Below are 22,902 nucleotides of genomic sequence, written 5' to 3'. Positions count from 1 at the left end.
ACGTCGACGTCGTGTTCGTCGACGAGGTCAACCAGCGGCAGCAGGTCGCGGCCGGACGGGTCGTATTCGGCGTACTCCTGGAGCTCGCCCCAGGAGTCGGAGAGGATCAGCTCAGGGTGGGTGCTGCGTTTGTCGGCTTTGAGGTCCCGGGCGGCTCGAGCGAGGGCGCGCAGGGCCTCGCTCGGCCGACGAGGGCGACGCGGAGGCCTTCCTCCAGCAGGTGCATGACTTCGAGCATCGCGCCGACGTCGGACCGGCACAGGATCGCGTCCGGTTCTGGGACGCGTTCGAGTCGAGTGTTGATCGCCGGGGTTCCGATCAGGCAAATCGGGGAGTCGACGATATGCAGCCACCGGTTGGCTTCCTCGACGAGCGCAGAGCCGAAGCGGAAGGACTGGGACAGGGCCAGCTGGGTGCCGTGGAAGTCGCTCATCACGTCCCGGGCGCCGCGCCAACCAGATGCTGCGTGCCGAGCCGGCAGTGTTCGGCCCGGTGGCTCCGACCCGACCGTCTCCCGTCTCATCGACACCCAGGCCGCGGCCGGCCCGAAGGCCCTGACCGCGATTCGGTCAGCACGGGCCGAAACGCGCGAGCGCGTCAGGAAGTTGGCCGGCGCCTTGCCGCCGGACATTACCGGCCACCACCGGACAAGTGATCATGGAAGCGGCGGCACCGGAGAGCCGGTGGCCGCGGTGTTGCAGCCCGGGAACACGAGCCGCAACACCGCCGTCGACGACATCACCACCGCCCAACTCGCCCTGGCCCAGCTACCGAAGAGGTGCCGGCGCGGACGCCGGATGCTGATCCGGACCGACTCCGCTGGCGGCACCCACGAGTACGTCGCCTGGCTCGCGAAGCAGGGCAGGCGACTGCCGTACTCGGTAGGCATGACCATCACCGACGCCATCCACCAGGCCGCCCTCAAGGTCCCGCCCGCTGCGTCGACGGTGGCCGTCGAGCCGGGCGGCGAGATCCGCGACGGCGCCTGGGTCGACGAACTCGACGCCCGCCAAAGCGAGCTCCGCCGGGCTCCGTTCGTCAGGAGACGTTGTAGTAGTCCACCATGGCGTCGGCGAAGTCGGACCAGGCGTTCGTGCTCTGACGACCCCAGATGCCGTCGACCTTGCCGGCGTTGTAGCCCCCATGGTTCAGAAAGCGCTGCAGAGCCTTCTTGGTCTGAGTGCCGGGTATCCCGTCGATGTCGCCCTCGTAGTCGTAGTAGATGGCCAGAACCTGCTGTATCGCCCTCCAGCTGTTGTGTCCCAATTCGCCGTCGATAGGGCCGTTGTAGAAACCGTGAAACCGCTTGAGCCAGGTCTGTACGCCCTTGGCCCTACGGATGGTCAGACCGAGGTTGACGACGGCCTGCACCCCGACATCGCCCTCCGCCATGGCCGGTTGGGTCACCCGAGCGGTGGTGGCGGGCTGCGGGACCGCGTAGCCGGGTACTGCCCCGGCGAGGGTGCCGACCGCGAGAGCCACGGCGACGGCGGTGGGAACGAGCGTCTTGCGGAGAATCCTTGTCCTCATGGCACTTCCTTTTCGTGGGATGGCGAGCATGGCGACCGTAGGACCGGAAGTCGCCGCGGACACTGAGCTGACGGGGGCGGGCCTGCCGACGACCCCGGTGCGGCTTCTATGCCCGCCCAGCGGACCTCGGCCGTCGGCCTTCCGCGCCGGTCAGCCGCAGGCGTTTACCTTCGAGCCGTTGGTGCAGGCGGCGGAGATCCAACCCCCGGTGTCCGGGTTCCGGAAGCAGTACGCGCCGTGGGCCGACATACCCCGCAGGAATGTCACCGGCCGCGCGGAGTCTCCGTAGTAGACGTACTGCAGAGTCCTGTTGTAATCGCCCCGAACCGCAGCCCGTTGTCGGCATTCAGGCCCAGAGGATCCACTGCCACAGCCCCGCCGCGTTCGTGGTGTTGCCGTAACCGGTCGGCCCCTCGTCGTTCCAGTCGTTCTCGAAGCCGTTGCTGAGCCCGGGGTCTGCGTCGACATATCCCTCACCGACAGCCGACGCCGGAGTGGTACCGGATGACAGGGTGAACGCAAGGGAAGCGACGCCTTCCTGAACTTGAATGTATGGGTCTCATTGCTGGTACAGAGGTCAGTCCTCGACGCTGCTGCCAAGGCAGCCACATGGCAGGTTGCGGCCGGACCCTGAAACTTCTCGCCAGCGGGCGAGGGTTGGGCCGGAGGCTGTCAGCGACGGGGCGTCACCGTTGCAGGCACGGCAGTTCGACGACCGTGGCGTCCGAAGCTGCGGGCGCTGGTCTCCCAGGTGTGCCTGAAGATCCTTCTGGTTGAGGATGCCGAGTTCGCCGTCGACCGCTGCGGCTTGGCCCGGGTTCGGACTCGTGGAATCGGTGCCGAGGACGGTAAGTGTGCGAGAACCAGAAGTGGTTGTCGCACCCGGCGCCGTGCTGTTGGAGGTCCATGCGCCGCGGCCCGCGCGTCTACGACTGGGCACTGGTCGCCACCGCAGGCCCGCACCACCACCTTGCTGGTCCGCCCGATCCATAGCCGAGCACACCTATTTTTCCTACTTCAACGCCTACGCGCCCGAAGACTGGTCGATGGCGCTGACCAGCCTCGTCAAGATCGTCGGGATCAGGCGGACGGTCGAGGTGGACTTCGCCAACGCCAAGAACTCCTTCGGGCTGGACCACATCCAGGCCCGCAGCACCGCTTTCGGCGACGCCATGCCGTTCTCGCGATGGCCGCCCTCGCTCCGCTCTCCGTGATCGCCATCCTGGACCGGCACGACCGTCCCGCCCCGGTCCTCCCTGCCAGTCCCACCGCCGAACCGTTCGCGGCCTTCGGGCAGATCGCCCTGACCGTCACCGAGGCCCGCGCCTGTTCCAGCCGCTCATCGCCCTGGCGGGATCTCCCCACCGCTCTCGCCTCCCCCGCACAATCTTCCACCTGCGATGGTTCGCCTGGCGACGACGCCACCAAGCCCGCGCCCGTCGGCACTACTACAGACGACGCCTCACCGGCCTCGACCGCACCCCGCACCCCGCACCCCGCACCCCGCACCCCGCACCCCATCGGGTCACGAAGTGTTACTGGAGTACTGGTCGGCGTTGCTCGAAGGCTCCGGCCCGGGAGCGACGGGCGGAGGCAAAGGCGTCCGTGGCGCCGGCGCCCTTCCCTGGATTCCCGTTCCAGCCTCTGATCGTGCGGGCCACACCCTTTACCTTGGGGTGAGTCGGAGCGAGGGCGATCGCGAAATGCGACTCTTTCGGCGTGGTGAAGTCGCCGCCCCACGCGACCGTGCCGCCCAGTTCGGCCAGAATATCCTGGATTACCACCATTTCGGCTGGATATAGGCCGCCGCTGACTCCCAAGGGGTAAGCGTGCGGTCGGATGTTGATCGCGGTGCCGGAGAGGTGGTTCGACTCGAAGGGGTGGTTGACGAGCCGCGAGGTGCTATGACCGTGGAGGTCACCGATGCGGAGCGCGTCGATCTCGTAGTGGAATCGGCGTGCGACGTGCAGCAGGAGTACTGCCGCGTCCCCGGCTGCGAGACGAACCGCCAAGCCGCTGCCCTCGACGAGATATTCCGCATCAGCTTCCGTCAGCACCTTCCAGCCATTCGCAGTGGTGCCCTCCCGCCACTCCGGATTGGTTTTCGGCGCGGCAACGGCCGGCGAAGCGGACAGAACCGATCCCAGCGTCACCACACCCAGGGCGCCGGCTCCGCTGCCTACGAACCGACGGCGAGATATCACATGGTTCATCACGCCTGTCTCCCTCTCCTCGTCAGAAAATTTCGCATCTCAGGATTCCTCATTCACTCGGCCCCGCAGGACGTCCAGGAATCCCAACACGAACCGATCCAAATCGGAATAGGGAATCGTAGCGGGCAAGGCGATCCCTCGGCGTGCAAGCAACCCCGCTCGGGCCACGGTGAGCCGAGTTCCATCGGCAGTCAGAACGTTATGGGTCGCGTACGCGGCGTCGTCTGCGTTCTCGTTGAAGCGTGATTTCCAGAAGGATGTGAATCTGTGTGCTCCGCGGCCGTTCTCGTAGCGTTCTCTGAAGGCAGTCACGATATCCTTCCCCGCCCGGCACGCCTGCGCGATGAGGTATCCATCCGCGTCCTCGATGAAGTCGGAGTGTCCGAACGTGGTGTGCACGTCGAGTCTCGCCATGTTCTCGTTGACGAATTCCCGCCCGTCCGGATAAACGTCCAAGGCGTCCCTCCAGTCCGCGTAGAGGGTGATGAGGTCGCCACTCCAGCCCGTGATGTCACCGGGGTTCACGGACCGCCGATTTTCTGCTGGCGGGAAGAGGAACACTCCGTTCGCTGTCGCCAGCAGATGCTCTGCACCTAGGTGTGCTCGGGTGAACGGGTCCACGAACTGCTTCGGAACCACCACACCCCTCGCCTCGGCGTAGGTGACGAAGTCCTTGTCGTAAGACCCGATGAGATAGGTCCAGTCAATACCTGCATAGGCATCGTGACGTACGAACTCCATTACCAGTTGGTTGGGGTCACCCTTGCCGTACTGCACAGCAAGGCCGTACAGGTCCTCGATGACGGCGATAAAGCCGCCGTATTGCTTGGCAGGCTGATTCACGGAGCTCGACGCTCTGTCCCGGCCGGAGACGGCGTCCCTGTCAAGATCGAAGGAGTCGGCTCCATTGGTGACCGAAACCTCCTGGATTTGATTGAACGACCAGTTTGCCGGTAGCGGATATCCGAGGTTTCCGGAGAAACCCCACGACATACCCGAGACGAAAGAGTACTTTGCGCCTGTCCTCTCCGACACATTGGCGCACACGTTGCGAGACCCGTACACGCCGTGCCGGTATCGCCCTCCTCGCTGGTCGAGAGCGGCGGCCACACCTTGGAAGTAGGGAACGATGGCGGAGTCGATTTCCGCTTGGGTGGCGTCGTAGTCCACAGCGAAGTAGATTACTGTGCCCCAGTTGAATCCATACTCGCGTGCCAGGTCGTGCGCCAGGGCCCCATGGGAATAGCCCTCCATGGTCGTGAAGTCGCCCAGTGTCCGGGCGTTTGCCTGGAAGATCGGGAAGACCTTCAGGCCGGCGGCGAAGAGAGTGTCCAGCTCGCCCGGCTTGATCTCCTTGTCCAGAGTGGAGGTCGGAGAGTCGTACAGGTAGCGTCCCACCACCTCGTATTTCTGGTCGACCAGCCACCGAGCGCGTGCCGGCGTGATCTCAAACCGTGTGTCCGAGCCGGACACAGGGCGTCCGGGGTCGCCCATGGACACGAGCAGCTGACACCACGTTCGATAGTTTCCGTCGCCTTGCTTCAGCAGAGAGAATTCCTGGAATGCCCGCACCCATGACGCGAGTTCGGAGCCGAAGACGTCGGTGAACTTAGCAGTCTCGCCGCCAGGCAGAGGTGAGTTGAATACACACGCAGCGGAAAACAGTTGGGTAATGACTCCGCTGCTTCCCTGCGCCACCGTGTGGCTCCGCAGGGCGGCCTGTGTCCCCTCCCCGAAGTTGCCATTGGGAGTCGGGACGCCCATTTCGTATTGCAGCGCAACCATGAGTGCCTTTTGCACGTCCCGGGAGTATTTCCCGTCACACGGTCCTATGGAGTATGCACTCTTCTGCCAGTAGCGGCTGTTCAGCCACCGCTGGACCTGTCGCACGGCACCCGAACCGTCGGCCGCCCGAACGTAGGAATCCATGTTGAGAATGCACTTGAAGATGCGTGCCTGCACCGTGGCGTCGGCCGGAAGTCCCATCTGGAGCTTCATCTCGTCGATCGCGTCGCCGGTGGCGGGTTCGATCTCGCCGGTGTCGTAGTAACCGCCCCAGTAACCCTTGCAGAACAACGCATGTTTAAGGAGGCGCGCAATGTTGGCGTTCGCCGCCCACGCCACGTGGATGGGGCCGAGGGCCTCCAGCCGGGACAGGGTGGTGGGGCCGAATGATGCGACCACCGGGCTGATGCCTAGTTCGTGCTGGAGCCCCATGGTCAGGGCACGCATGGTTCCCCAGCCGGTGCGACCGTCTTCCGCGCACCGGGTGTACCCGTTGACGCCGGAATATGTCCTGTTGACCCATCGTTGGGCCTCGAGTACCTTCTCGTCGGCCATGTGCTTCCTCGGGATTGAGTGTTTTCACAATGTCGACGGCACACCCGCACGAGGCGCTGCTTCTGCCGCAGCCGAGTCAGCGTGACACTCGTGGCAAGGCCCGAAGCGGAGCAAGTCGGCAGGCCTGCAAGACGTTGTGCGGGGCTCTGCGCGATGAGTTCTTCAGCGCTGACGGAGGCCGCCGTCACAAGAGGTGACTGCGGCCCCTGATCTCTCCGTGCCGGGTTCAGCCGCCAGGAACAAAGCAGGTCGCGAAGGGGTCATATTTTGCCGTTTCCCACCAATTCGAGCCCACGCCCGCCTCGGGGTTCTCAAAGCGGTAGGCGCCACCAGAAGTACGTACGAACGTAACGGCGCGCGCTCTCCCGAAGTACGTGACCTCGCCCGTGCTTCCCCGGAGGTGGTTGTCCGCGATACTGAAGGTGTTGCTGCCCACCTCCCCGTCTGCGTCCAGGCCCCATCTCGCCTGCAGCCTCTTCGTTGCGTAGGCGGTGTTGTCGCCGAAATCGCAGTCAATATCCGAGTAGTCGTAGACTGTGCCGTTCTGTTCTATGGCGCCCTCTGCCCACAGGACGTACTGCCAGAGACCGACCGCGTTGGATAGCTGATATCGGCCGCCCGCCCAAAGAGGGCCCTCATCCCCCCAGTCATCGGTGATCGTGCCGGTGCCGAAGACGTATCCCTGCGAGATGTTTGCCGACGCAGGGCTCGTACTCAGCACCGTCACGCCCAGAGCGGCACATGCGGCAAGCGCGACCAAATTCTTCCCGATGGACATACATTCCCCCGATTTTTCGTAGCGGGAGGCGGCAGGATTGCTCGCCTCGAACGACTCGCTACGACGGGGACAGTAGCCCCGCCCGGTCGCTGGGTGTGCCGGTCGTTTGCCCCACACAGGCACAGGGGACCGAGCAGGCTTCAGACTTGCTCTGCCTTGATCGAGGGCCAACTACCCTTGTTCCTATGTGGCACGGGGGTGTTTCTATGTGGCACGGGGGACGCAAGGGGAACGGGGACGGAACCATTGAGTTGGCAAACGGGCCCAGGTCCAGTGAGCGCCTGTTGATCCTGGCCCTTGAGCGGTTTGGAGTGTGGCTCCGGTCCGTCGTGGTCTGCCTGTGCGGTGCGCTGGGCGTCGTCGCGGCGGACGCGGCGGAGATTCCCCTGGCGGTGTCTCTGCTGGTGCCCGCTCTCCTCGCCTGCGGTGTGCGCCTTTACGCGCTGCGCCGCCCGCGCCTGTTCCCGCTCGCCCTGCTGTGGACGTTGGACGCGGCCGTGGTGGTGTTGACGGGGCTGTTTCAGCCGGTGATCGGCGGTGACGGCGCGGATGTGATGGTGGAGGCGATTGTCGGCATCAGCGTCGTCGCCTTCCAGTACGAGTGGGCGACGCGACCGGTGGCCGGGGCTGCCCTGGCTGCGTTGGGGGCCGTCGTCTACGTGCTGGGCGACGTCCTCTCCTCGCCCGGGCACAGCCCCGACCTGGTACCCCTGGTGCGCATGCTGATCCAGGTGGTCCTGTCGAGGGCCGCCTACCTCATCGTTCGGGCGCTGGCCAGGGCGGCTGACCGATCGGCCGCAGTCAGGGCGGCGGCGCGCCGGGAGATGGAAGTCGCCGCCGCACGCAGGGCGACCGAGCGCGAGTACCTGGCGACCCTGCACGACACGGCGAGCGCGACGCTGCTGATGGTCTCCCAGGGCGACGGCCGGGACTGGTCGTGGCTGCCTCCACGCGCCAGAAAGGATCTGAAGGCCATGTCCGCCGTACCCGGATTCGAGACGGGGAGCGTCGACCTCGCGGCTCTTCTCCGCTGTGTGCCCGAGGGTGAGGGACAGACCAGGGTGCGGCTCAAGACGCACATCGATGGCCCGCTCGCGATTCCATCCGGCCCTGGGCTCGCGATATTCAACGGGGTCCGGGAGGCCGTCACCAATGTGGCACGCCATGCCGGGGTGCGGGAGGCGGAGCTCAGGGCATGGACAGAGGGGGACGGCGCCGTCGTCGAACTGTCCGACGCGGGACGGGGCTTCGACCCGGAGTCCGTCCCCGCACGGCGCCGGGGCATCAAAGGTTCCATCATCGGCAGGATGCACGCGGTCGGAGGCTCCGCCACGGTCACCTCGCATCCGGACACCGGGACCCGCGTGCAGTGGCGCTGGCACGGCCCGGTCGGGGCGTCATCGGCAGGGAACGGAGCACCGGCGACCGGTGTACCGCGCCCGCCCCGCGCCCAGGCACAGCACACGGCCGACGTCCGCTTCATCCGCGGGCGGCTCCTTTACGGGACCCAACTGGCTGTGCTGCTGATCAGCCTGGTGTGGCAGTTCACCATCTCGCTGCGCCGGCTCGTCGTCCACCAGGACATGTACCGCTCCGAGTGGGCACAGACGGCCGCCTTCGTCTGCCTTGCCGCCGTCGCGGTGATCGGGGCCGCCTATCTGCTGCGTGGCAGGCAGATCCCGCCGAGGGTGCGAGGGTGGAGCCTGGGCTCGGTGCTGGCCGTTTCGGTGATATGCGCGTTCACGCTCCCGCCTGAGCAGTCGACAGGTGCGCCGGACTGGGCGTTCGGACTGGTCGGCTGGCATGCGCTGTTCCTGCTGGCAGACCTGCGGGTCAGGGCGTTCGCGGCGTTCCTCGGGGTGCATGTCGGGCTCAACGCGACCGCAGTGTTCCTGTCCGGGGCGCCGCCCGCCGCCGAGGCGGCCATCATGGGGATCTCCACGATATCCGCCTGCGGCTTCCAGCTCTCCGTCGGTGTACTGATGACGCGCCTGCTCCACGACACGGCGCCGGCAGCGGGGATCGCGGCCGCACGGGAGGAAGAACTGCGCACCCGGGAACGCATCCACGAGGACATGCAGCGTGATCACAAGGACCGCTACCACGCCCTGACAGCGACGACAGTGCCGCTGCTATTGGGCCTCGGCCACGGTGTGCTGAGCCCGCAAAACGAGGAGGTCAGGCTGCGGTGCGGCGTGGAAGCCGCCCGTATGCGCCGCCTGTTCGCGGAGAGCGATGCCGTCTCCGACCCGCTGCTCAACGAGGTGCGGGCGTGCGTGGAGGTGGCCGAGCACCAGGGAGTGACGGTGAACCTGGCCGTAAGAGGCCGACCGGGTGAGGTGCCCGTGGAGGTGCGCAGGGAGTTGGTCGACCCGGTGGCGGTGATTCTGGGCCGTACCCGCTCGACCGCGCGGGTGACTGTCGTGTGGACACCCCACACGGTACGCGTGAGCGTGGTCAGCGAGGACTGCGCCGACGACCGCGACACGGAAGAGGCCGCTCAAGCCCACGGCCGTGCCCCGGACGCGAAGGTGACCGTGGAAAGAACGACCCGCGGCGAAAGTGTGTGGGTGGAGGCCGGTTGGAGAAGACCGGCGACCTCCGGAGTTGACCTGACATGAGTCACAACGCACCAGTCAGCGTGGTCGTCGTCGACGACCATCCCGCCATCCTCTCGGGCGTAGAAGCGTGGTACGCCGCATCACGGCGGCCCATCACCGTGGTCGCGGCCGGCAGCTCCGTAGGGGAAGCCTGGACCGCGCCGGGCAGCACGGCCGATGTCGTCGTCCTCGATCTGCAACTTGGCGAGGGCGGCCCCGCCTTCGGCAGCCTCCGAAGACTTGTCGACGCCGGGCGGCAGGTCGTCGTCTACTCGATGCGGGACGACGAGAAGACAGCGCTCAGTTGCCTGGACCTGGGAGCCGCGACCTTCCTGACCAAGAGCGAGGGCCGAGACCACCTGGTCGAGGCGACTCTGGCAGCAGCGGACGAGCGGCCCTACATGCCGCCCGCACTGGCCGGCGCGCTGGGAACAAACACCCGCGCCGACCGCCCCCAGCTCTCCGTACGCGAGGAGAACGTGCTCATCGAGTGGTTCCAGTCGGAGTCGAAGGAGCTGGTCGCGCAGCGTCTCGGCATCTCCGTACGGACGGTCAACTCGTATCTGGACCGGGTCAGGATCAAGTACGCGAACGTCGGCCGCCCCGCGCGGACCAAGGCAAGCCTGGTCGCCCGCGCCATCCAGGACGGGCTGGTCGACGTGGACGACCTCTGAGCGCGGGCAAAAGAGGACTAAGCTTGACGCCGAGGGCGAAGTCCCCCACCGCGGCATCGAAGCGCATTACGTTCACGACCGGCTCCTCCGAAGCGATGTCCCCGGCTGATTCTCCATCAGTCGCCGTCGCGGCTCCCCTGAATTATGGGAACCCACCAACGGTCCTGCTGCCAGCAGCCCGACTCGCCCTGCCTCCCAGCCCCATCGCCAATGGCACGATGGTCCTCTTCCCGCACCCTTGCTCGTCCAACGCTCTGCACGCCCACTGCACGCTTGTCCACCGGCGGCCCTCAGCAAGGGTTCTTGGACTGCGCCGTCACTACGACACAAGGTAAAGGGCAAGGAAAAACCCCAGGTCACGGCGAGTGAGTCCTGGGGTTTTCCGGAGCCGCCTTCGGGATTCGAACCCGAGACCTACGCATTACGAGTGCGTTGCTCTGGCCAACTGAGCTAAGGCGGCGCCGCTGCCGACACCATGGTGCGATCAGCAGCGGGCACAAGTCTACACAGTTTCGAAGGGTGCTTCGCACAGCCCCGGGCGGGCCGCCTTCGCGCAGGTCAGAGGGGCCGGAGGAGGGTCAGGAGCACTTCTTGGCGCTCTTGGGAGGCGTGCCCTCCAGGAGGTAGGTGTTGATCGCCGTGTCGATGCAGTCGCTGCCCCGGCCGTACGCCGTGTGGCCGTCGCCGTCGTACGTCAGGAGGGTGGCGGAGTCGAGCTGGCCGGCCAGGGACTTTGCCCACTTGTACGGGGTCGCCGGGTCGCGGGTGGTGCCGACCACGACGATCGGGGCGGCGCCCTTCGCCTCGATGCGGTGCGGGGTGCCGGTGGGCTCGGCCGGCCAGTACGTGCAGTTCAGGGAGGTCCACGCGAAGCCCTCACCGAAGACCGGGGACGCCTTCTCGAAGGCGGGAAGCCCGGTGCGGACCTGGTCGGGGCCGGTGAAGGCCGGCGGGAGGTCCAGGCAGTTCACGGCGGCGTTGGCGTACATGAGGTTCGCGTAGCTGCCGTCCTCGGAGCGCTCGTAGTACGTGTCGGCCAGCGCGAGCAGGCCCGCGCCGTCGCCGCCCATCGCGCGGGTGAGGCTCTCGCGCAGCTGTGGCCAGCCGGACTCGTCGTACATCGCGGCGATCACACCCGTGGTCGCCAGGGACTCGACGAGGGGGCGGCTCTCACCGGTGGGGACGGGCTCGGCGTCGAGCTCGTCGAAGAAGCCCTTCAGGCGCTTGCCCGCCTCGTCCGGCGTCCCCGTGCCCAGCGGGCAGTCCTCGCGCTTGACGCAGTCCGCGGCGAAGGACTGGAAGGCGGTCTCGAAGCCGGCCGTCTGGTCGCGGTTCAGGTCGCGGGCGGACAGGGACGGGTCCATCGCGCCGTCGAGCACGAGGCGGCCGCTGCGGTCGGGGAAGAGCTCGGCGTACGTCGCGCCCAGGAAGGTGCCGTACGACGCCCCGACGTAGTTCAGCTTCTCGTCGCCCAGCACCTCCCGCAGGATGTCCATGTCGCGGGCCGAGTCGACGGTGGAGACGTGCGGCAGGATCTCGGCCGAGCGCTTCTCGCAGCCGGCCGCGAAGTTCTTGAAGGACGTGACCAGCTTGCCGGTCTCCCCCTGGTCGTCGGGGGTCTGGTCGACCTGGGTGTACGCGTCCATCTCCTTGCCCGTCAGGCACTCGACGGGCTCGCTGCGGGCCACGCCGCGCGGGTCGACGGCCACCATGTCGTACCGCGCGCGGACCGGCGCCGGGTATCCGACGGCCGCGTACGCCTGGACGTAGCCGATCGCGGAGCCGCCGGGGCCGCCCGGATTGACCAGGAGGGAGCCGAGGCGCTTGCCGGGCCCGGTGGCCTTCTTCCGGGAGACGGCCAGCTCGATGCCGGACTTCTCCGGCTTCTCGTAGTCGAGGGGCGCCTTCATCGTGGCGCACTGGAAGCCGGGGACACCGCACTCGCGCCAGCTCAGCTTCTGCGCGTAGTACGGCTTGAGGGCGGCCGGGACCCCTTTCTGCGACGCGGAAGCCGAGGCACTGGGCGACGAACCTCCCGACGAGCATCCGGAGACGAGCAGCCCGGCGGTCACGAGGGCGGTGGCGGAGGTCCGGATCAGGTGCCTGGTGTCCATCCTCGGAGCGTAGTGCGGCGATGCCGGATCGCGCGGGGAGCGGCTCGTACGAGTGAGCCGGTCAACCGCGGCGGTGCGGCCGGCCGTCCGGTCCGCGGCCCGGCAGACCGGACGGCAGTACGGACGGCAGTACGGACAGCGGTCCGACGACGGCACGGACGGCGGTACGGTCGGTCGGTCGGCGGTACGGTCGGTCGGTCTGCGGTACGGACAGCCGACGGTACGGTCAGCCGGCGCGCAGCGCCACCGTCATCGCCTCCACCGCGAGCAGCGGCGCCACATTGCGGTCCAGGGCCCGGCGGCAGCCGATGATCGCCTCTATCCGGCGCAGGGTGCGCTCGGGGGTCGAGCTCTGCGCGACACGGTCGAGGGAGTCCCGTACGTCCTCGTTGGCGAGGGCGACCCGCGAACCGAGCTGCAGGGCCAGTACGTCGCGGTAGAAGCCGGTCAGGTCGGTCAGCGCGAGGTCGAGGCTGTCCCGCTGCGTACGGGTCGAGCGGCGCTTCTGGCGGTCGGCCAGCTCCTTCATCGCGCCCGCGGTGCCGCGCGGCATCCGGCCGCCGGACGCCGCGCCGAGCGCCGCCTTCAGGTCGTCCGTCTCCTTGACGTCGACCTCCTCGGCGACCTGCTTGGCGTCCTCGCCCGCCGCGTCGACCAACTCCTGGGCCGCCTTCAGGCAGCCGCCGATGTCGGCGACGCGCAGCGGGAGTCTGAGCACGACGGCGCGGCGGGCCCGTGCGCCCTCGTCGGTGGCGAGCCTGCGGGCCCGCCCGATGTGGCCCTGGGTGGCGCGCGCGGCGGTCGCGGCCGTCTCGGGGTCGATGCCGTCGCGCCGCACCAGGACGTCGGCGACGGCCTCCACGGACGGGGTGCTGAGCGTGAGGTGGCGGCACCGGGAGCGGATGGTCGGGAGCACGTCCTCCAGGGACGGCGCGCACAGGAGCCAGACCGTACGGGGAGCGGGCTCCTCGATGGCCTTGAGCAGCACATTGCCCGCACCCTCGGTGAGCCGGTCGGCGTCCTCCAGGACGAGGACCTGCCACCGGCCGCCCGCCGGGGACAGCTGGGCCCGGCGGACGAGCTCGCGGGTGTCCTTCACGCCGATGGAGAGCTGGTCGGTACGGACGATCTCCACATCGGCGTGCGTGCCGACCAGGGACGTATGGCACCCGTCACAGAACCCGCAGCCCGGTGCCCCTCCCAGTGCCCGGTCCGGGCTGACGCACTGCAGGGCGGCGGCGAACGCGCGGGCGGCGGTGGACCGCCCGGAGCCCGGCGGCCCGGTGAAGAGCCAGGCGTGGGTCATCTTCGACGCGGCGGGAGCGAGGGTGGCCCCGGAGCGGTCGGCGACGGCGGTCACGAGCGCGTCGGCGTCACGGGCGGCGGCGGCCAGCTGCGCCTGAACCCGCGCCTGCCCTACCAGGTCGTCCCATACGGCCATGGTGCTACCGCCTTCGCCGTGCGCTTGCGTTCTCGTGAATCCCGACCGTCCCCATTGTGGCCGACCCCACTGACACCCCGGCCCCGGTCCCCGCCCGTCCGGCGTTCGGGGACCGGGGCCGGGGCCCTGGCGGGAGGAGGCTCAGCGGCGGCGGCCGCCCCGGCCCCGTCGGTCGCCGCCGTCCTCGTCGGCGTCCCGGCCGCCCAGCAGTTCGTCCGCCAGCGACGGCAGGTCGTCGAGCGGCGTCTCCTCCGCCCAGTCCGACCGGCGGCGCACACGCGCAGAGGCGCCCTGGCCCGCGCCCGTGTGGGCCGCGTCGGGATCGAGCCACGGCAGCTCGCGCGTACGGTCGTTGTCGTCGTCGCCGCGGCGGTCGTCGGGCTGCTCGTCCCGGAAGAACCCCGGCGGCACCCGGTCCGAAGGCTCGTCCCGTACGGGCGACAGCACCGCCGTCTCCTCCGTGGGCCGCGCGTCCCGCACCGGCGGCAGGACGGCGGTCTCGTCCATCGGGCCCGCGTCCCGCACCTGCGGCAGCACAGCCGTCTCGTCCGCCGCGGGGTGAACCGGAGCGGAGGGACGAGCCGGAGCGGCGGGGTGAACCGGAGCGGCGGGGTGAACCGGAGCGGAGGGCGCCGCGGAAGGCGCCGCGTCCTCCTTGCGCATGTCGATGCGCGGCCTCTCCACCGTCTGCGTCACCTCGTCGGGCCGGACGACCGGCGTGGGCACCGTCATCTCCGCGTCGGACGGCGGCTCGGCCGCGGCGGCGGCCATCGACGCCGCCGCGGAAGCCGCGGCCGCCGACTCCGCGAGCCGGCGCGCCTCCTCCGCCCGCAGCAGTGCCTCCTCGGCCCTGCGCTGCTTCTCACGGCGGCGTTCCTCCGCCTCCGCCCGCAGCCGTGCCTCCTCCTCGGCCTGCCTGCGCAACCGTTCCTGCTCGGCGGCCCGCGCCTTCTCCTCGGCCTCGCGGCGCAGCCGCTCCTCCTCCGCGAGCCGGCGCGCCTCCTCGGCCCGTCGCCGGGCCTCCTCCGCCTGCCGTTCGACCTCGCGCTGCCGCGCCTCCTCGATCTCGCGGCGCTTGCGCTCCTCCTCCTCGGCGCGGAGCTTGGCGAGCTGTTCCTGCCGCTCGCGCTCCAGACGCTCTTCCTCCGCCTTGCGCGCGGCCTCTTCCTCGGCCCTGCGGCGCGCCTCTTCCTCGGCGGCCTTCCGCGCGTCCTCCCGGGCCTTCACCTCGGCGTCGGAGAGCGGCAGCATCTGGTCGAGACGGTGGCGTACGACCGTGGTGACCGATTCCGGGTCCTGGCCGGCGTCCACCACCAGGTAGCGGCCGGCATCGGCGGCGGCCAGCGTCAGGAAACCGTGGCGCACGCGCGTGTGGAACTCCGGAGGCTCCGACTCCAGCCGGTCCGGCGCCTCCGTGAACCGCTCGCGCGCCGTCTGGGGCGAGACGTCGAGCAGGACCGTCAGATGCGGTACGAGCCCGTCCGTCGCCCAGCGCGAGATACGGGCGATCTCGGTCGGCGACAGATCGCGGCCCGCGCCCTGGTAGGCCACGGACGAGTCGACGTACCGGTCGGTGATCACGACCGCACCGCGCTCCAGCGCCGGGCGTACGACGGAATCGACGTGCTCGGCGCGGTCGGCGGCGTACAGCAGGGCCTCCGCGCGGTTCGACAGGCCCGCGTTCGACACGTCCAGCAGGATCGACCGCAGCCGCTTGCCGATCGGCGTGGCACCGGGCTCGCGCGTGACGACGACCTCGTGGCCCTTGTTGCGGATCCACTCGGCGAGCGCCTCGACCTGGGTGGACTTGCCGGCCCCGTCGCCGCCCTCCATCGCGATGAAGAAACCGGTCGCGGCGGGTGCCTGGTCGGGCTCGCCGCCCCTGAGCGCCTCGCGCAGGTCGCGGCGGAGCGGAACGCCCTGCCGGTCGTCGGCCTTGGCGAGCACGATCGCGGCCACCGGCAGCAGCAGCGCGCCGACGAGCATCAGCGTGAAGGCGGCGCCGCCGTGGGCGAAGACGAAGCTGCCGCCTGCCAGCCGGTGCGGGCCGATCGCGGCGGCGAGCACCGGGGCGAGGACCGCGCCGAGGGCCACATGGATCCGTACGACGGCATGCAGGTGCTCCGTGGTGCGTCCCCGCCGGAACTCCTCGGCCTCCTGGTCGAGCAGCGTGTGCCCGGTGTTCGCGGCGACTCCGGCACAGAAGCCGGCGAACAGAGTGATCATGAGCACGGTCGCCGTGTCGGGCACCAGGCCCATGGCGAGCAGTGCGACGCCCGTGACGGCGATCGCGAGCGACAGCAGGCGGCGCCGGGACAGCGTGGGCAGCACCTTCCGCGCACCGCGGATACCGAGGGCGGTGCCGCCGGTCAGGGCGAGGAAGAGCAGGGCGAAGGTGACCGGACCGCCGCCGAGGTCCTTCGCGTGCAGTACGGCGACGGCCGCCGCGGCGGCGACGGCTCCGGCGACCGTGGCGCAGGCCACGACGAGGAGCCGGATCGCGCCCGTGCGTCCCTTGTCGAAGCCCGTGCCGGTCCTGGGCCGGCGCCAGCCTTCCAGGGGGGAGCGCGCGCGGGGCGTCTGCGCGTCGGGCAGCTCCAGGAAGTACAGCGTCGACACGGACGCGGCGAAGAGACCCGCGGCGACGTACGACCCGAGGGCCGCCTGGTGCTGCGAGAACCAGTCGATGCCGGAGCCGAACAGATTGCCGACCAGCGTCGCCGCCAGCAGCACGGCGGCAGCCGCGGGAAGGGCGAGGAAGCTCGTACGCAGCGACAGCCGGTGCAGCGCGTCCAGGTGGTCCGGCAGCGGCCGCACGGACGCGCCCTCCGGCGGCGGCGCGGGCAGCAGCGCGGGGGCGGCGCTCTCCTTGGCGACCGCCCAGAAGCGTTCGGCGGCGCCGGCGACGAAGACGGTGCTCAGGAGTACGGCCTGGGCCTTGTCCGGGGTCCAGTCGATCCACAGCGGTGCGACGACCAGCAGGGCGAGCCGCAGCCCGTCCGCCCCGATCATCGTCCAGCGGCGGTCGAGCGGCCCCGACGGCGCGGTCAGCGTGGAGACCGGGCCCAGGAGGAGGGCTCCGAAGAGGAAGATGGCAAGGATCCGAGCCCCGAACACCGCAGCGACCGCGAAGGCCGCGCCGCGGTAACCACCGCCGAACGACCCTTGCGAAATCGCCGCCTGAAGCGACAACGACAGCAGCACGAGAAGGGCGAGGGCGTCGCCGGTACTGCCGACGAGCTGTGCGCTCCACAACCGCCTGAGCGGAGGAAGGCGCAGCAGGGCTCGTACGGCTCGCTCGCGTGAGTCTGCGGCTAGTGCGTCGGAGCTGGGGCTCACGACCGTTGGCTGCTCGGCTCGCGTCATCCGCCCAGCCTATCCGGAGCCCACCACTCACCGGAGGCCCCGCCCGAACAAACGTCTGCTTCCGGGTCCCCGGCCGTCGGCACGGGGCAGCCCCCGGCGCCGGTACGGCGCCGGGGGCTGCCCCACAGGCGGTCCTCCGACCGCCACCTGCCGAACGACCCGGCCGACTGCTCGACCGGACCGCTCGGTCCCTCGCCTACTCGTCCGAAGCCGACGCGCCCTTGGCCGCCGTCGACTTCTTCGCCGCCGCCGTCGTCTTGGCCGTCGTCTTCTTGGCCGCCGCGGTCTTCGCCGTGGCCGTCTTCTTGGCGACGGTCTTCTTGGCCGTGGCCTTCTTCGCCGGAGCCTTCTTCGCCGGGGCCTTCTTCGCGGTCTTCTTCGCCGGGCCCTTGGCACGCTTCTCGGCGAGGAGTTCATAGCCCCGCTCCGGGGTGATCTCCTCCACGCTGTCGTCCGTCCGCAGCGTGGCGTTCGTCTCGCCGTCCGTGACGTACGGACCGAAGCGCCCGTCCTTCACGACCACCGGGCGCTCGCTGACCGGGTCCGTGCCCAGTTCCTTGAGCGGCGGCTTGGCGGCCGCCCGGCCCCGCTGCTTGGGCTGGGCGTAGATCGCCAGTGCCTCGTCGAGCGTGATCGAGAAGAGCTGGTCCTCGGTCTCCAGGGAGCGCGAGTCCGTGCCCTTCTTGAGGTACGGGCCGTACCGGCCGTTCTGCGCGGTGATCTCGACGCCCTCGGCGTCCGTGCCGACGACGCGCGGCAGCGACATCAGCTTGAGCGCGTCCGCCAGCGTCACCGTGTCCAGGGACATCGACTTGAAGAGCGAGGCCGTGCGCGGCTTGACCGCGTTCTTGCCCGTCTTCGGAGTGCCCTCGGGAAGGATCTCCGTGACGTACGGGCCGTACCGGCCGTCCTTGGCCACGATCTGGCGGCCCGTCTCCGGGTCGGTACCCAGCTCGAAGTCACCGCTCGGCTTGGCCAGCAGCTCCTCGGCGTACTCGACGGTCAGCTCGTCCGGCGCCATGTCGTCCGGCACGTCGGCGCGCTGGTGGTTCTCGTCGTCCTTCTCGCCGCGCTCGATGTACGGACCGTAGCGGCCCACCCGCAGCACGATGCCCTCGCCGACCGGGAACGACGAGATCTCACGGGCGTCGATCGCACCGAGGTCGGTGACGAGCTCCTTGAGGCCGCCGAGGTGGTCGCCGTCGCCGTTGCCCGCGTCCGCCGCGCCGCCCGGCGCGACACCGGCCCCGGCGGCGCCCTCACCGAAGTAGAAGCGCCGCAGCCACGGCACGGCCTGCGCCTCGCCCCGCGCGATGCGGTCGAGGTCGTCCTCCATCTTCGCGGTGAAGTCGTAGTCGACGAGCCGGCCGAAGTGCTTCTCCAGCAGGTTGACCACGGCGAAGCTCAGGAAGGACGGCACGAGCGCCGTGCCCTTCTTGAAGACGTACCCGCGGTCGAGGATCGTGCCGATGATCGAGGCGTACGTCGACGGGCGGCCGATCTCGCGCTCTTCGAGCTCCTTGACCAGCGAGGCCTCGGTGTAGCGGGCCGGTGGCTTGGTCGCGTGCCCGTCGACCGTGATCTCCTCGGACGTGAGCGCGTCGCCCTGGGCGACCTGGGGGAGCCTGCGCTCGCGGTCGTCGAGCTCGGCGTTCGGGTCGTCGGCGCCTTCGACGTACGCCTTCATGAAGCCGTGGAAGGTGATCGTCTTGCCGGAGGCGGAGAACTCGGCGTCCCGGCCGTCGCCCGCCCGGCCACCGATCTTCACCGTCACGCTGTTCCCGACGGCGTCCTTCATCTGGGAGGCGACGGTCCGCTTCCAGATCAGCTCGTACAGCCGGAACTGGTCGCCGCTCAGGCCGGTCTCGGCCGGGGTGCGGAAGCGGTCGCCCGAGGGGCGGATCGCCTCGTGCGCCTCCTGCGCGTTCTTGACCTTCCCGGCGTACGTGCGCGGCTTGTCCGGCAGGTACTCGGCGCCGTACAGCTGCGTCACCTGGGCGCGGGCCGCCTGGACCGCGGTCCCGGACAGCGTCGTGGAGTCCGTACGCATGTAGGTGATGAAGCCGTTCTCGTACAGCTTCTGCGCGACCTGCATCGTGGACTTCGCACCGAAGCCCAGCTTGCGCGAGGCCTCCTGCTGGAGGGTCGTCGTACGGAACGGGGCGTACGGCGAGCGGCGGTACGGCTTCGACTCGACCGAGCGGACGGCGAACGACGAGTCGGCGAGGGATGCGGCCAGGGCGCGGGCGTTCGCCTCGTCGAGGTGCAGGACGTCACTCTTGAGTTGTCCCACGGAGTTGAAATCGCGGCCCTGGGCGATACGCCGGCCGTCGACCGTCGTCAGGCGGGCGACCAGGGAGGACGGGTCGGAGGCGTCACCGGTGCGTCCCGTGGAGAACGTGCCGGTCAGGTCCCAGTACTCAGCAGAACGGAAAGCGATGCGCTCGCGTTCCCGGGCGACGACAAGCCGGGTGGCGACGGACTGGACACGGCCGGCGGACAGCCGGGGCATGACCTTCTTCCACAGGACCGGCGACACCTCGTAGCCGTACAGGCGGTCCAGGATGCGGCGCGTCTCCTGAGCGTCGACCATGGGCTTGTTCAGGTCGCGCGGATGGGACACGGCTTCGCGGATCGCGTCCTTGGTGATCTCGTGGAAGACCATCCGGTGGACCGGGACCTTGGGCTTGAGGACTTCCAGGAGGTGCCACGCGATGGCTTCGCCCTCGCGGTCCTCATCGGTGGCGAGGAAGAGTTCGTCGGACTCCGCGAGGAGGTCCTTGAGCTTCCTGACCTGCGACTTCTTATCGGCGTTGACGACGTAGATCGGCTGGAAGTCGTTCTCCACGTCGACGCCGAGGCGGCGCACCTCGCCCGTGTACTTGTCGGGCACCTCGGCGGCACCGTTCGGGAGGTCGCGGATGTGCCCGACGCTCGCCTCGACGACATAGCCAGGGCCGAGGTACCCCTTGATCGTCTTCGCCTTGGCGGGCGACTCGACGATGACGAGTCGGCGGCCGCCGTGTGCGGTCTCGCTGGTCGGGGACAACTTGGCTCTTCTCTCCGGTCGACACTCAGTGTGCTGTACGTGACGCTGCGGAGTGTGACGGTACAACCCGTCCCCGTGTCAAACGGCAAAAGCCCGCAACGGCCACTCGAACGGTAACCCGACTCCCGGCATTCCTGCCGCCCGGACCGCTCGACCACCCCTGCGGGACTCCGCCTGAGACCTCGTGTGGATCTCTTCCGATCAGATCCGGCCGAAACACCACACTCCGAGAACGACGAAGGCCGTCCCGAACACAGTCGCCAGCGTGAAAGAGATCGCAGGGCTCACTCCGTACGCCACCGGCGCACGGAGCACGGTACGCGCCCCCGTCCACCACAGCAGCCCGGCCCCGAACAATGTGAACGCCGCTCCGACGAATACCGCCGGTCCGCTCTCCATCCCCGCACCCCTCACCCTCACCGTCCGTCGGCCCGATTCCCCGGACGGTGAGGCTGGCATCCCCGGAACACCGGCCGCCGACCTGGAAACGAACTCCGGGTGAACGGATCGCCGGGCGGACCGGAAAGGCCGGGGCGTGCGGACGACGGGGCCCTAGCGGCCCCCGTCGTCCAGCGGCTCCAGGAAGCCCTGCTCGACCAGCAGCCTGATCGCCTCGGGCGTACGGTCGCGCAACAGCACCGGATCCTCACCGAGGAGCTGGGCGATGGCGTCGAGGATGCGGCCCGCACTGAGCGACCCGTCGGACACCCCGGCGAACCCCGCGCCGACCGTGTCGACCTTCGTCGCGCGCCGCATGCCGCGGTTCTGGCGGAGCACCACGTACTCCGGGTCCTCCGCGCCCGGCAGCCCGATCTGCTCCTGCACGACCTCGCCGGCGAGCCTGAAGTGGCCGGCGAGCAGCGCCGCGTCGTCGTGCGCCCGCAGGTAGTCCTGGCGTTCGAAATGGGCTCGTACGACAGGGCCGAGAGGCTGTTCGACGGGGTGCGGCCACTCCTCGATGGTGATCGAGGGGTTCTCGGCGCCGGATTTGCGCAGCGTGATCCAGCCGAAGCCGACGCCCTTGGTCTTGCGGGCCTCGAACTCGTCGAGCCAGGCGTCGTACCGCGCGGCGTACTCCGCGGGGTCGGTGCGGTGGTCGCCGCTGTCGCGCAGCCACAGTTCGGCGTACTGCGTGACGTCCTGCACCTCGCGCTGCACGATCCACGCGTCGCACCCGGCCGGCACCCAGGAGCGCAGCCGCTCCTGCCACTCCTCGCCGTCCACGTGCTGCCAGTTGGCGAGGAACTGCGCGTACCCCCCGTCGTTCAGCCGCTCCCCCGCTCCCTGAACGAGCGTGCGGCACAGATCGTCCCCGCCCATCCCGCCGTCGCGGTACGTCAGCCGCGCGCCCGGCGAGATGACGAAGGGCGGGTTGGACACGATCAGGTCGTACGTGTCCTCGCCCACCGGGTCGTAGAGCGAGCCCTGGCGCAGGTCGGCCTCGGGCGCCCCGGAGAGGCCGAGCGTGAGCCGCGTGAAGTGCAGGGCGCGCGGGTTGAGGTCGGTGGCGGTGACCCGGACGGCGTGCTGCGCGGCGTGCAGCGCCTGGATGCCGGATCCGGTGCCGAGGTCGAGCGCGTCGGCGACCGGCGTACGGACGGTGATGCCGGCGAGCGTGGTGGACGCGCCGCCGACTCCCAGGACCACGCCCTCAGCGCGGGTACCCGCGCCGCCGGCGCCGCCGACCGCGCGGCCGAGGTCGGAGACGATGAACCAGTCCTGGCCCTCCTCCCCGCCGTAGGGCCGTACGTCCACAGTGGCCCGTACGCCGTCGTCCCCGTCCGCCGCCCCTTCTCGCACCAGCCAGCCGTCGGCCAGGCACTGCTCCAGGGGCAGTACGGCCCCGGCGCGGGCGGCCGGCACCGGCTGCTGGAGCAGGAAGAGCCGCACGAGCGTTCCGAGCGGGCTGTCGCCGCGCGTGGCCCGCAGCGCGGGCACGGCCTCGCTGCGGGCGAGCGCGGCGTACGCGGGCGCGCCGAGCAGCTCCAGCAGCCCGTCGGCGGTGAAGTCGGCGGCGAGGAGCGCTTCGCGGAGGCGGGCGGAGCTTTCGGGCGCGGGGAGGCTGGTCGTACTCACTGGGCCATTGTCACCGCTCGCACTGACAAAAGCCGCGCGGCCCGGCCCCCGTCCGGGGTGCCGGGCCGCGCGGCAGGGCGTGCGCACCGCGATTACGTCTTCGAGGGCGGCGAGGCGGAGTTCGCCGCGCCCGGCTTCTGGCAGCCGGGCTGCTTGGCCATCGCCTTGCCCACCTCGCCGGACTGGAGCTTCTGGAGCGCCTGGTCACCGCTCCTGCTGATCTTGCTCAGCTCTTCCGCGACTCCCTTGAGGCCGTCCGCGAACTCCGCCTGGTCCTTGGTGTTGAGCCCGTCGACCTGCTTCTTCAGACCGGCGTACGCCGCGGAGGACTCCTTGAGCTCCTTGACCGCCGCCTTCTGGGTCGCCTCGCCGCCGTCGACGGGCGGGGCGCCCGCCTTCTCCACGGCGGCGCCCATCGCCCTGTAGGCGTCCGAGATCTGCTGGAAGGCCGCGGAGTCCGTCCTCTGGACGTCGGCGGGCTTGCTGTTGTCGGCGGTCTGCTTCTGGATGGAGGTGTTGGCGTCCGAGATCTTCTTCAGCTGGGGCTGCACCTGGTCGCAGACCGACTTCGCCCAGTCGTCGACCTTGTTGTCGTCGTCGTCGCTGGTGCAACCGGACAGCGCCATTACCAGTACCGCACCGCCGGACAGCGCGGCCGCACACTTCTTGTTCACCGGATTGGTCCCTTCCAAGGCTCTCGGCCCCGGAACATACACGCCAC

Annotated in this window: 15 protein-coding genes, 1 tRNA gene and 1 pseudogene; 5 read left to right on the top strand and 12 right to left on the bottom strand. The window is 69.5% G+C overall.

What is annotated here, in order from left to right:
• Positions 1-106: 106 nt before the first annotated feature.
• Positions 107-433: a hypothetical protein gene (locus ACWDZ4_RS05125; protein ID WP_451507062.1), complete on the bottom strand. Its 327-nt coding sequence runs from the start codon at positions 431-433 to the stop codon at positions 107-109.
• A gap of 26 nt (positions 434-459) precedes the next feature.
• On the opposite strand from ACWDZ4_RS05125, the pseudogene ACWDZ4_RS05120 reads away from it, so the two are divergent.
• A pseudogene (locus ACWDZ4_RS05120) lies at positions 460-1,010 on the top strand (transposase); the annotation flags it as partial.
• 28 nt (positions 1,011-1,038) lie between these two features.
• Here ACWDZ4_RS05120 and ACWDZ4_RS05115 read toward each other — a convergent pair.
• Positions 1,039-1,530, bottom strand: coding sequence for a peptidoglycan-binding domain-containing protein (locus ACWDZ4_RS05115; RefSeq protein WP_451507061.1), 492 nt, complete (start codon positions 1,528-1,530; stop codon positions 1,039-1,041).
• Positions 1,531-2,399: 869 nt separating this feature from the next.
• On the opposite strand from ACWDZ4_RS05115, the gene ACWDZ4_RS05110 reads away from it, so the two are divergent.
• Complete coding sequence (locus ACWDZ4_RS05110) at positions 2,400-2,744, top strand: hypothetical protein (RefSeq protein ID WP_451507060.1); 345 nt, start codon at positions 2,400-2,402, stop codon at positions 2,742-2,744.
• Positions 2,745-3,065: 321 nt separating this feature from the next.
• On the opposite strand, the gene ACWDZ4_RS05105 is transcribed toward ACWDZ4_RS05110, so the two are convergent.
• From ACWDZ4_RS05105 to ACWDZ4_RS05095, 3 genes are all read right to left on the bottom strand, one after another.
• The gene (locus ACWDZ4_RS05105; protein WP_451507059.1) at positions 3,066-3,743 is read right to left on the bottom strand and encodes a M15 family metallopeptidase; all 678 of its coding nucleotides are present in this window, start codon (positions 3,741-3,743) and stop codon (positions 3,066-3,068) included.
• 39 nt (positions 3,744-3,782) lie between these two features.
• The gene (locus ACWDZ4_RS05100) at positions 3,783-6,083 is read right to left on the bottom strand and encodes a glycoside hydrolase domain-containing protein (protein ID WP_451507058.1); all 2,301 of its coding nucleotides are present in this window, start codon (positions 6,081-6,083) and stop codon (positions 3,783-3,785) included.
• A 226-nt stretch (positions 6,084-6,309) separates the two neighbouring features.
• Positions 6,310-6,861, bottom strand: coding sequence for a peptidoglycan-binding domain-containing protein (locus ACWDZ4_RS05095; protein ID WP_451507057.1), 552 nt, complete (start codon positions 6,859-6,861; stop codon positions 6,310-6,312).
• Positions 6,862-7,046: 185 nt separating this feature from the next.
• Between ACWDZ4_RS05095 and ACWDZ4_RS05090 the strand changes: the two genes are divergently transcribed.
• Together ACWDZ4_RS05090 and ACWDZ4_RS05085 are read left to right on the top strand one after the other, a co-directional pair.
• Positions 7,047-9,482, top strand: a complete 2,436-nt coding sequence (locus ACWDZ4_RS05090; protein ID WP_451507056.1) for a sensor histidine kinase — start codon at positions 7,047-7,049, stop codon at positions 9,480-9,482.
• Entirely contained in the window at positions 9,479-10,135 is a 657-nt protein-coding gene (locus ACWDZ4_RS05085; RefSeq protein WP_451507055.1) for a response regulator, read from the top strand. Before ACWDZ4_RS05090 ends, ACWDZ4_RS05085 begins: the two co-directional genes overlap by 4 nt.
• Positions 10,136-10,521: 386 nt before the next feature.
• Here ACWDZ4_RS05085 and ACWDZ4_RS05080 read toward each other — a convergent pair.
• The 5 genes from ACWDZ4_RS05080 to topA form a co-directional block, all read right to left on the bottom strand.
• Positions 10,522-10,595 (bottom strand) — tRNA-Thr (locus tag ACWDZ4_RS05080).
• A 118-nt stretch (positions 10,596-10,713) separates the two neighbouring features.
• Positions 10,714-12,249, bottom strand: coding sequence for an alpha/beta hydrolase (locus ACWDZ4_RS05075; protein WP_451507054.1), 1,536 nt, complete (start codon positions 12,247-12,249; stop codon positions 10,714-10,716).
• Between the two features lie 226 nt (positions 12,250-12,475).
• Complete coding sequence (locus ACWDZ4_RS05070; protein ID WP_451507053.1) at positions 12,476-13,690, bottom strand: DNA polymerase III subunit delta'; 1,215 nt, start codon at positions 13,688-13,690, stop codon at positions 12,476-12,478.
• Between the two features lie 141 nt (positions 13,691-13,831).
• On the bottom strand, positions 13,832-17,056 hold the full coding sequence (gene tmk / locus ACWDZ4_RS05065; RefSeq protein ID WP_451507052.1) for a dTMP kinase: 3,225 nt from the start codon (positions 17,054-17,056) through the stop codon (positions 13,832-13,834).
• A 196-nt stretch (positions 17,057-17,252) separates the two neighbouring features.
• A complete protein-coding gene (gene topA / locus ACWDZ4_RS05060) occupies positions 17,253-20,105 on the bottom strand; it encodes a type I DNA topoisomerase (protein WP_451507051.1) in 2,853 nt (950 codons plus the stop codon).
• A 265-nt stretch (positions 20,106-20,370) separates the two neighbouring features.
• Here topA and ACWDZ4_RS05055 point away from each other — a divergent pair, with 265 nt between their 5' ends.
• Positions 20,371-20,607 carry a hypothetical protein gene (locus ACWDZ4_RS05055; RefSeq protein ID WP_451507050.1) on the top strand — a complete coding sequence of 79 codons (237 nt, stop codon included), beginning with the start codon at positions 20,371-20,373 and terminating at the stop codon, positions 20,605-20,607.
• 50 nt (positions 20,608-20,657) lie between these two features.
• Here the strand turns inward: ACWDZ4_RS05055 and ACWDZ4_RS05050 are convergent, their stop codons facing one another.
• A complete protein-coding gene (locus ACWDZ4_RS05050; protein WP_451507049.1) occupies positions 20,658-22,181 on the bottom strand; it encodes a DUF7059 domain-containing protein in 1,524 nt (507 codons plus the stop codon).
• A 92-nt stretch (positions 22,182-22,273) separates the two neighbouring features.
• The gene (locus ACWDZ4_RS05045; RefSeq protein WP_451507048.1) at positions 22,274-22,855 is read right to left on the bottom strand and encodes a small secreted protein; all 582 of its coding nucleotides are present in this window, start codon (positions 22,853-22,855) and stop codon (positions 22,274-22,276) included.
• Positions 22,856-22,902 lie beyond the last annotated feature (47 nt).

The organism is Streptomyces sp. NPDC003016 (assembly GCF_053591455.1).
The sequence above is the reverse complement of the archived record's forward strand: the minus strand, read 5'-3'. Positions and strand labels throughout refer to the sequence as shown.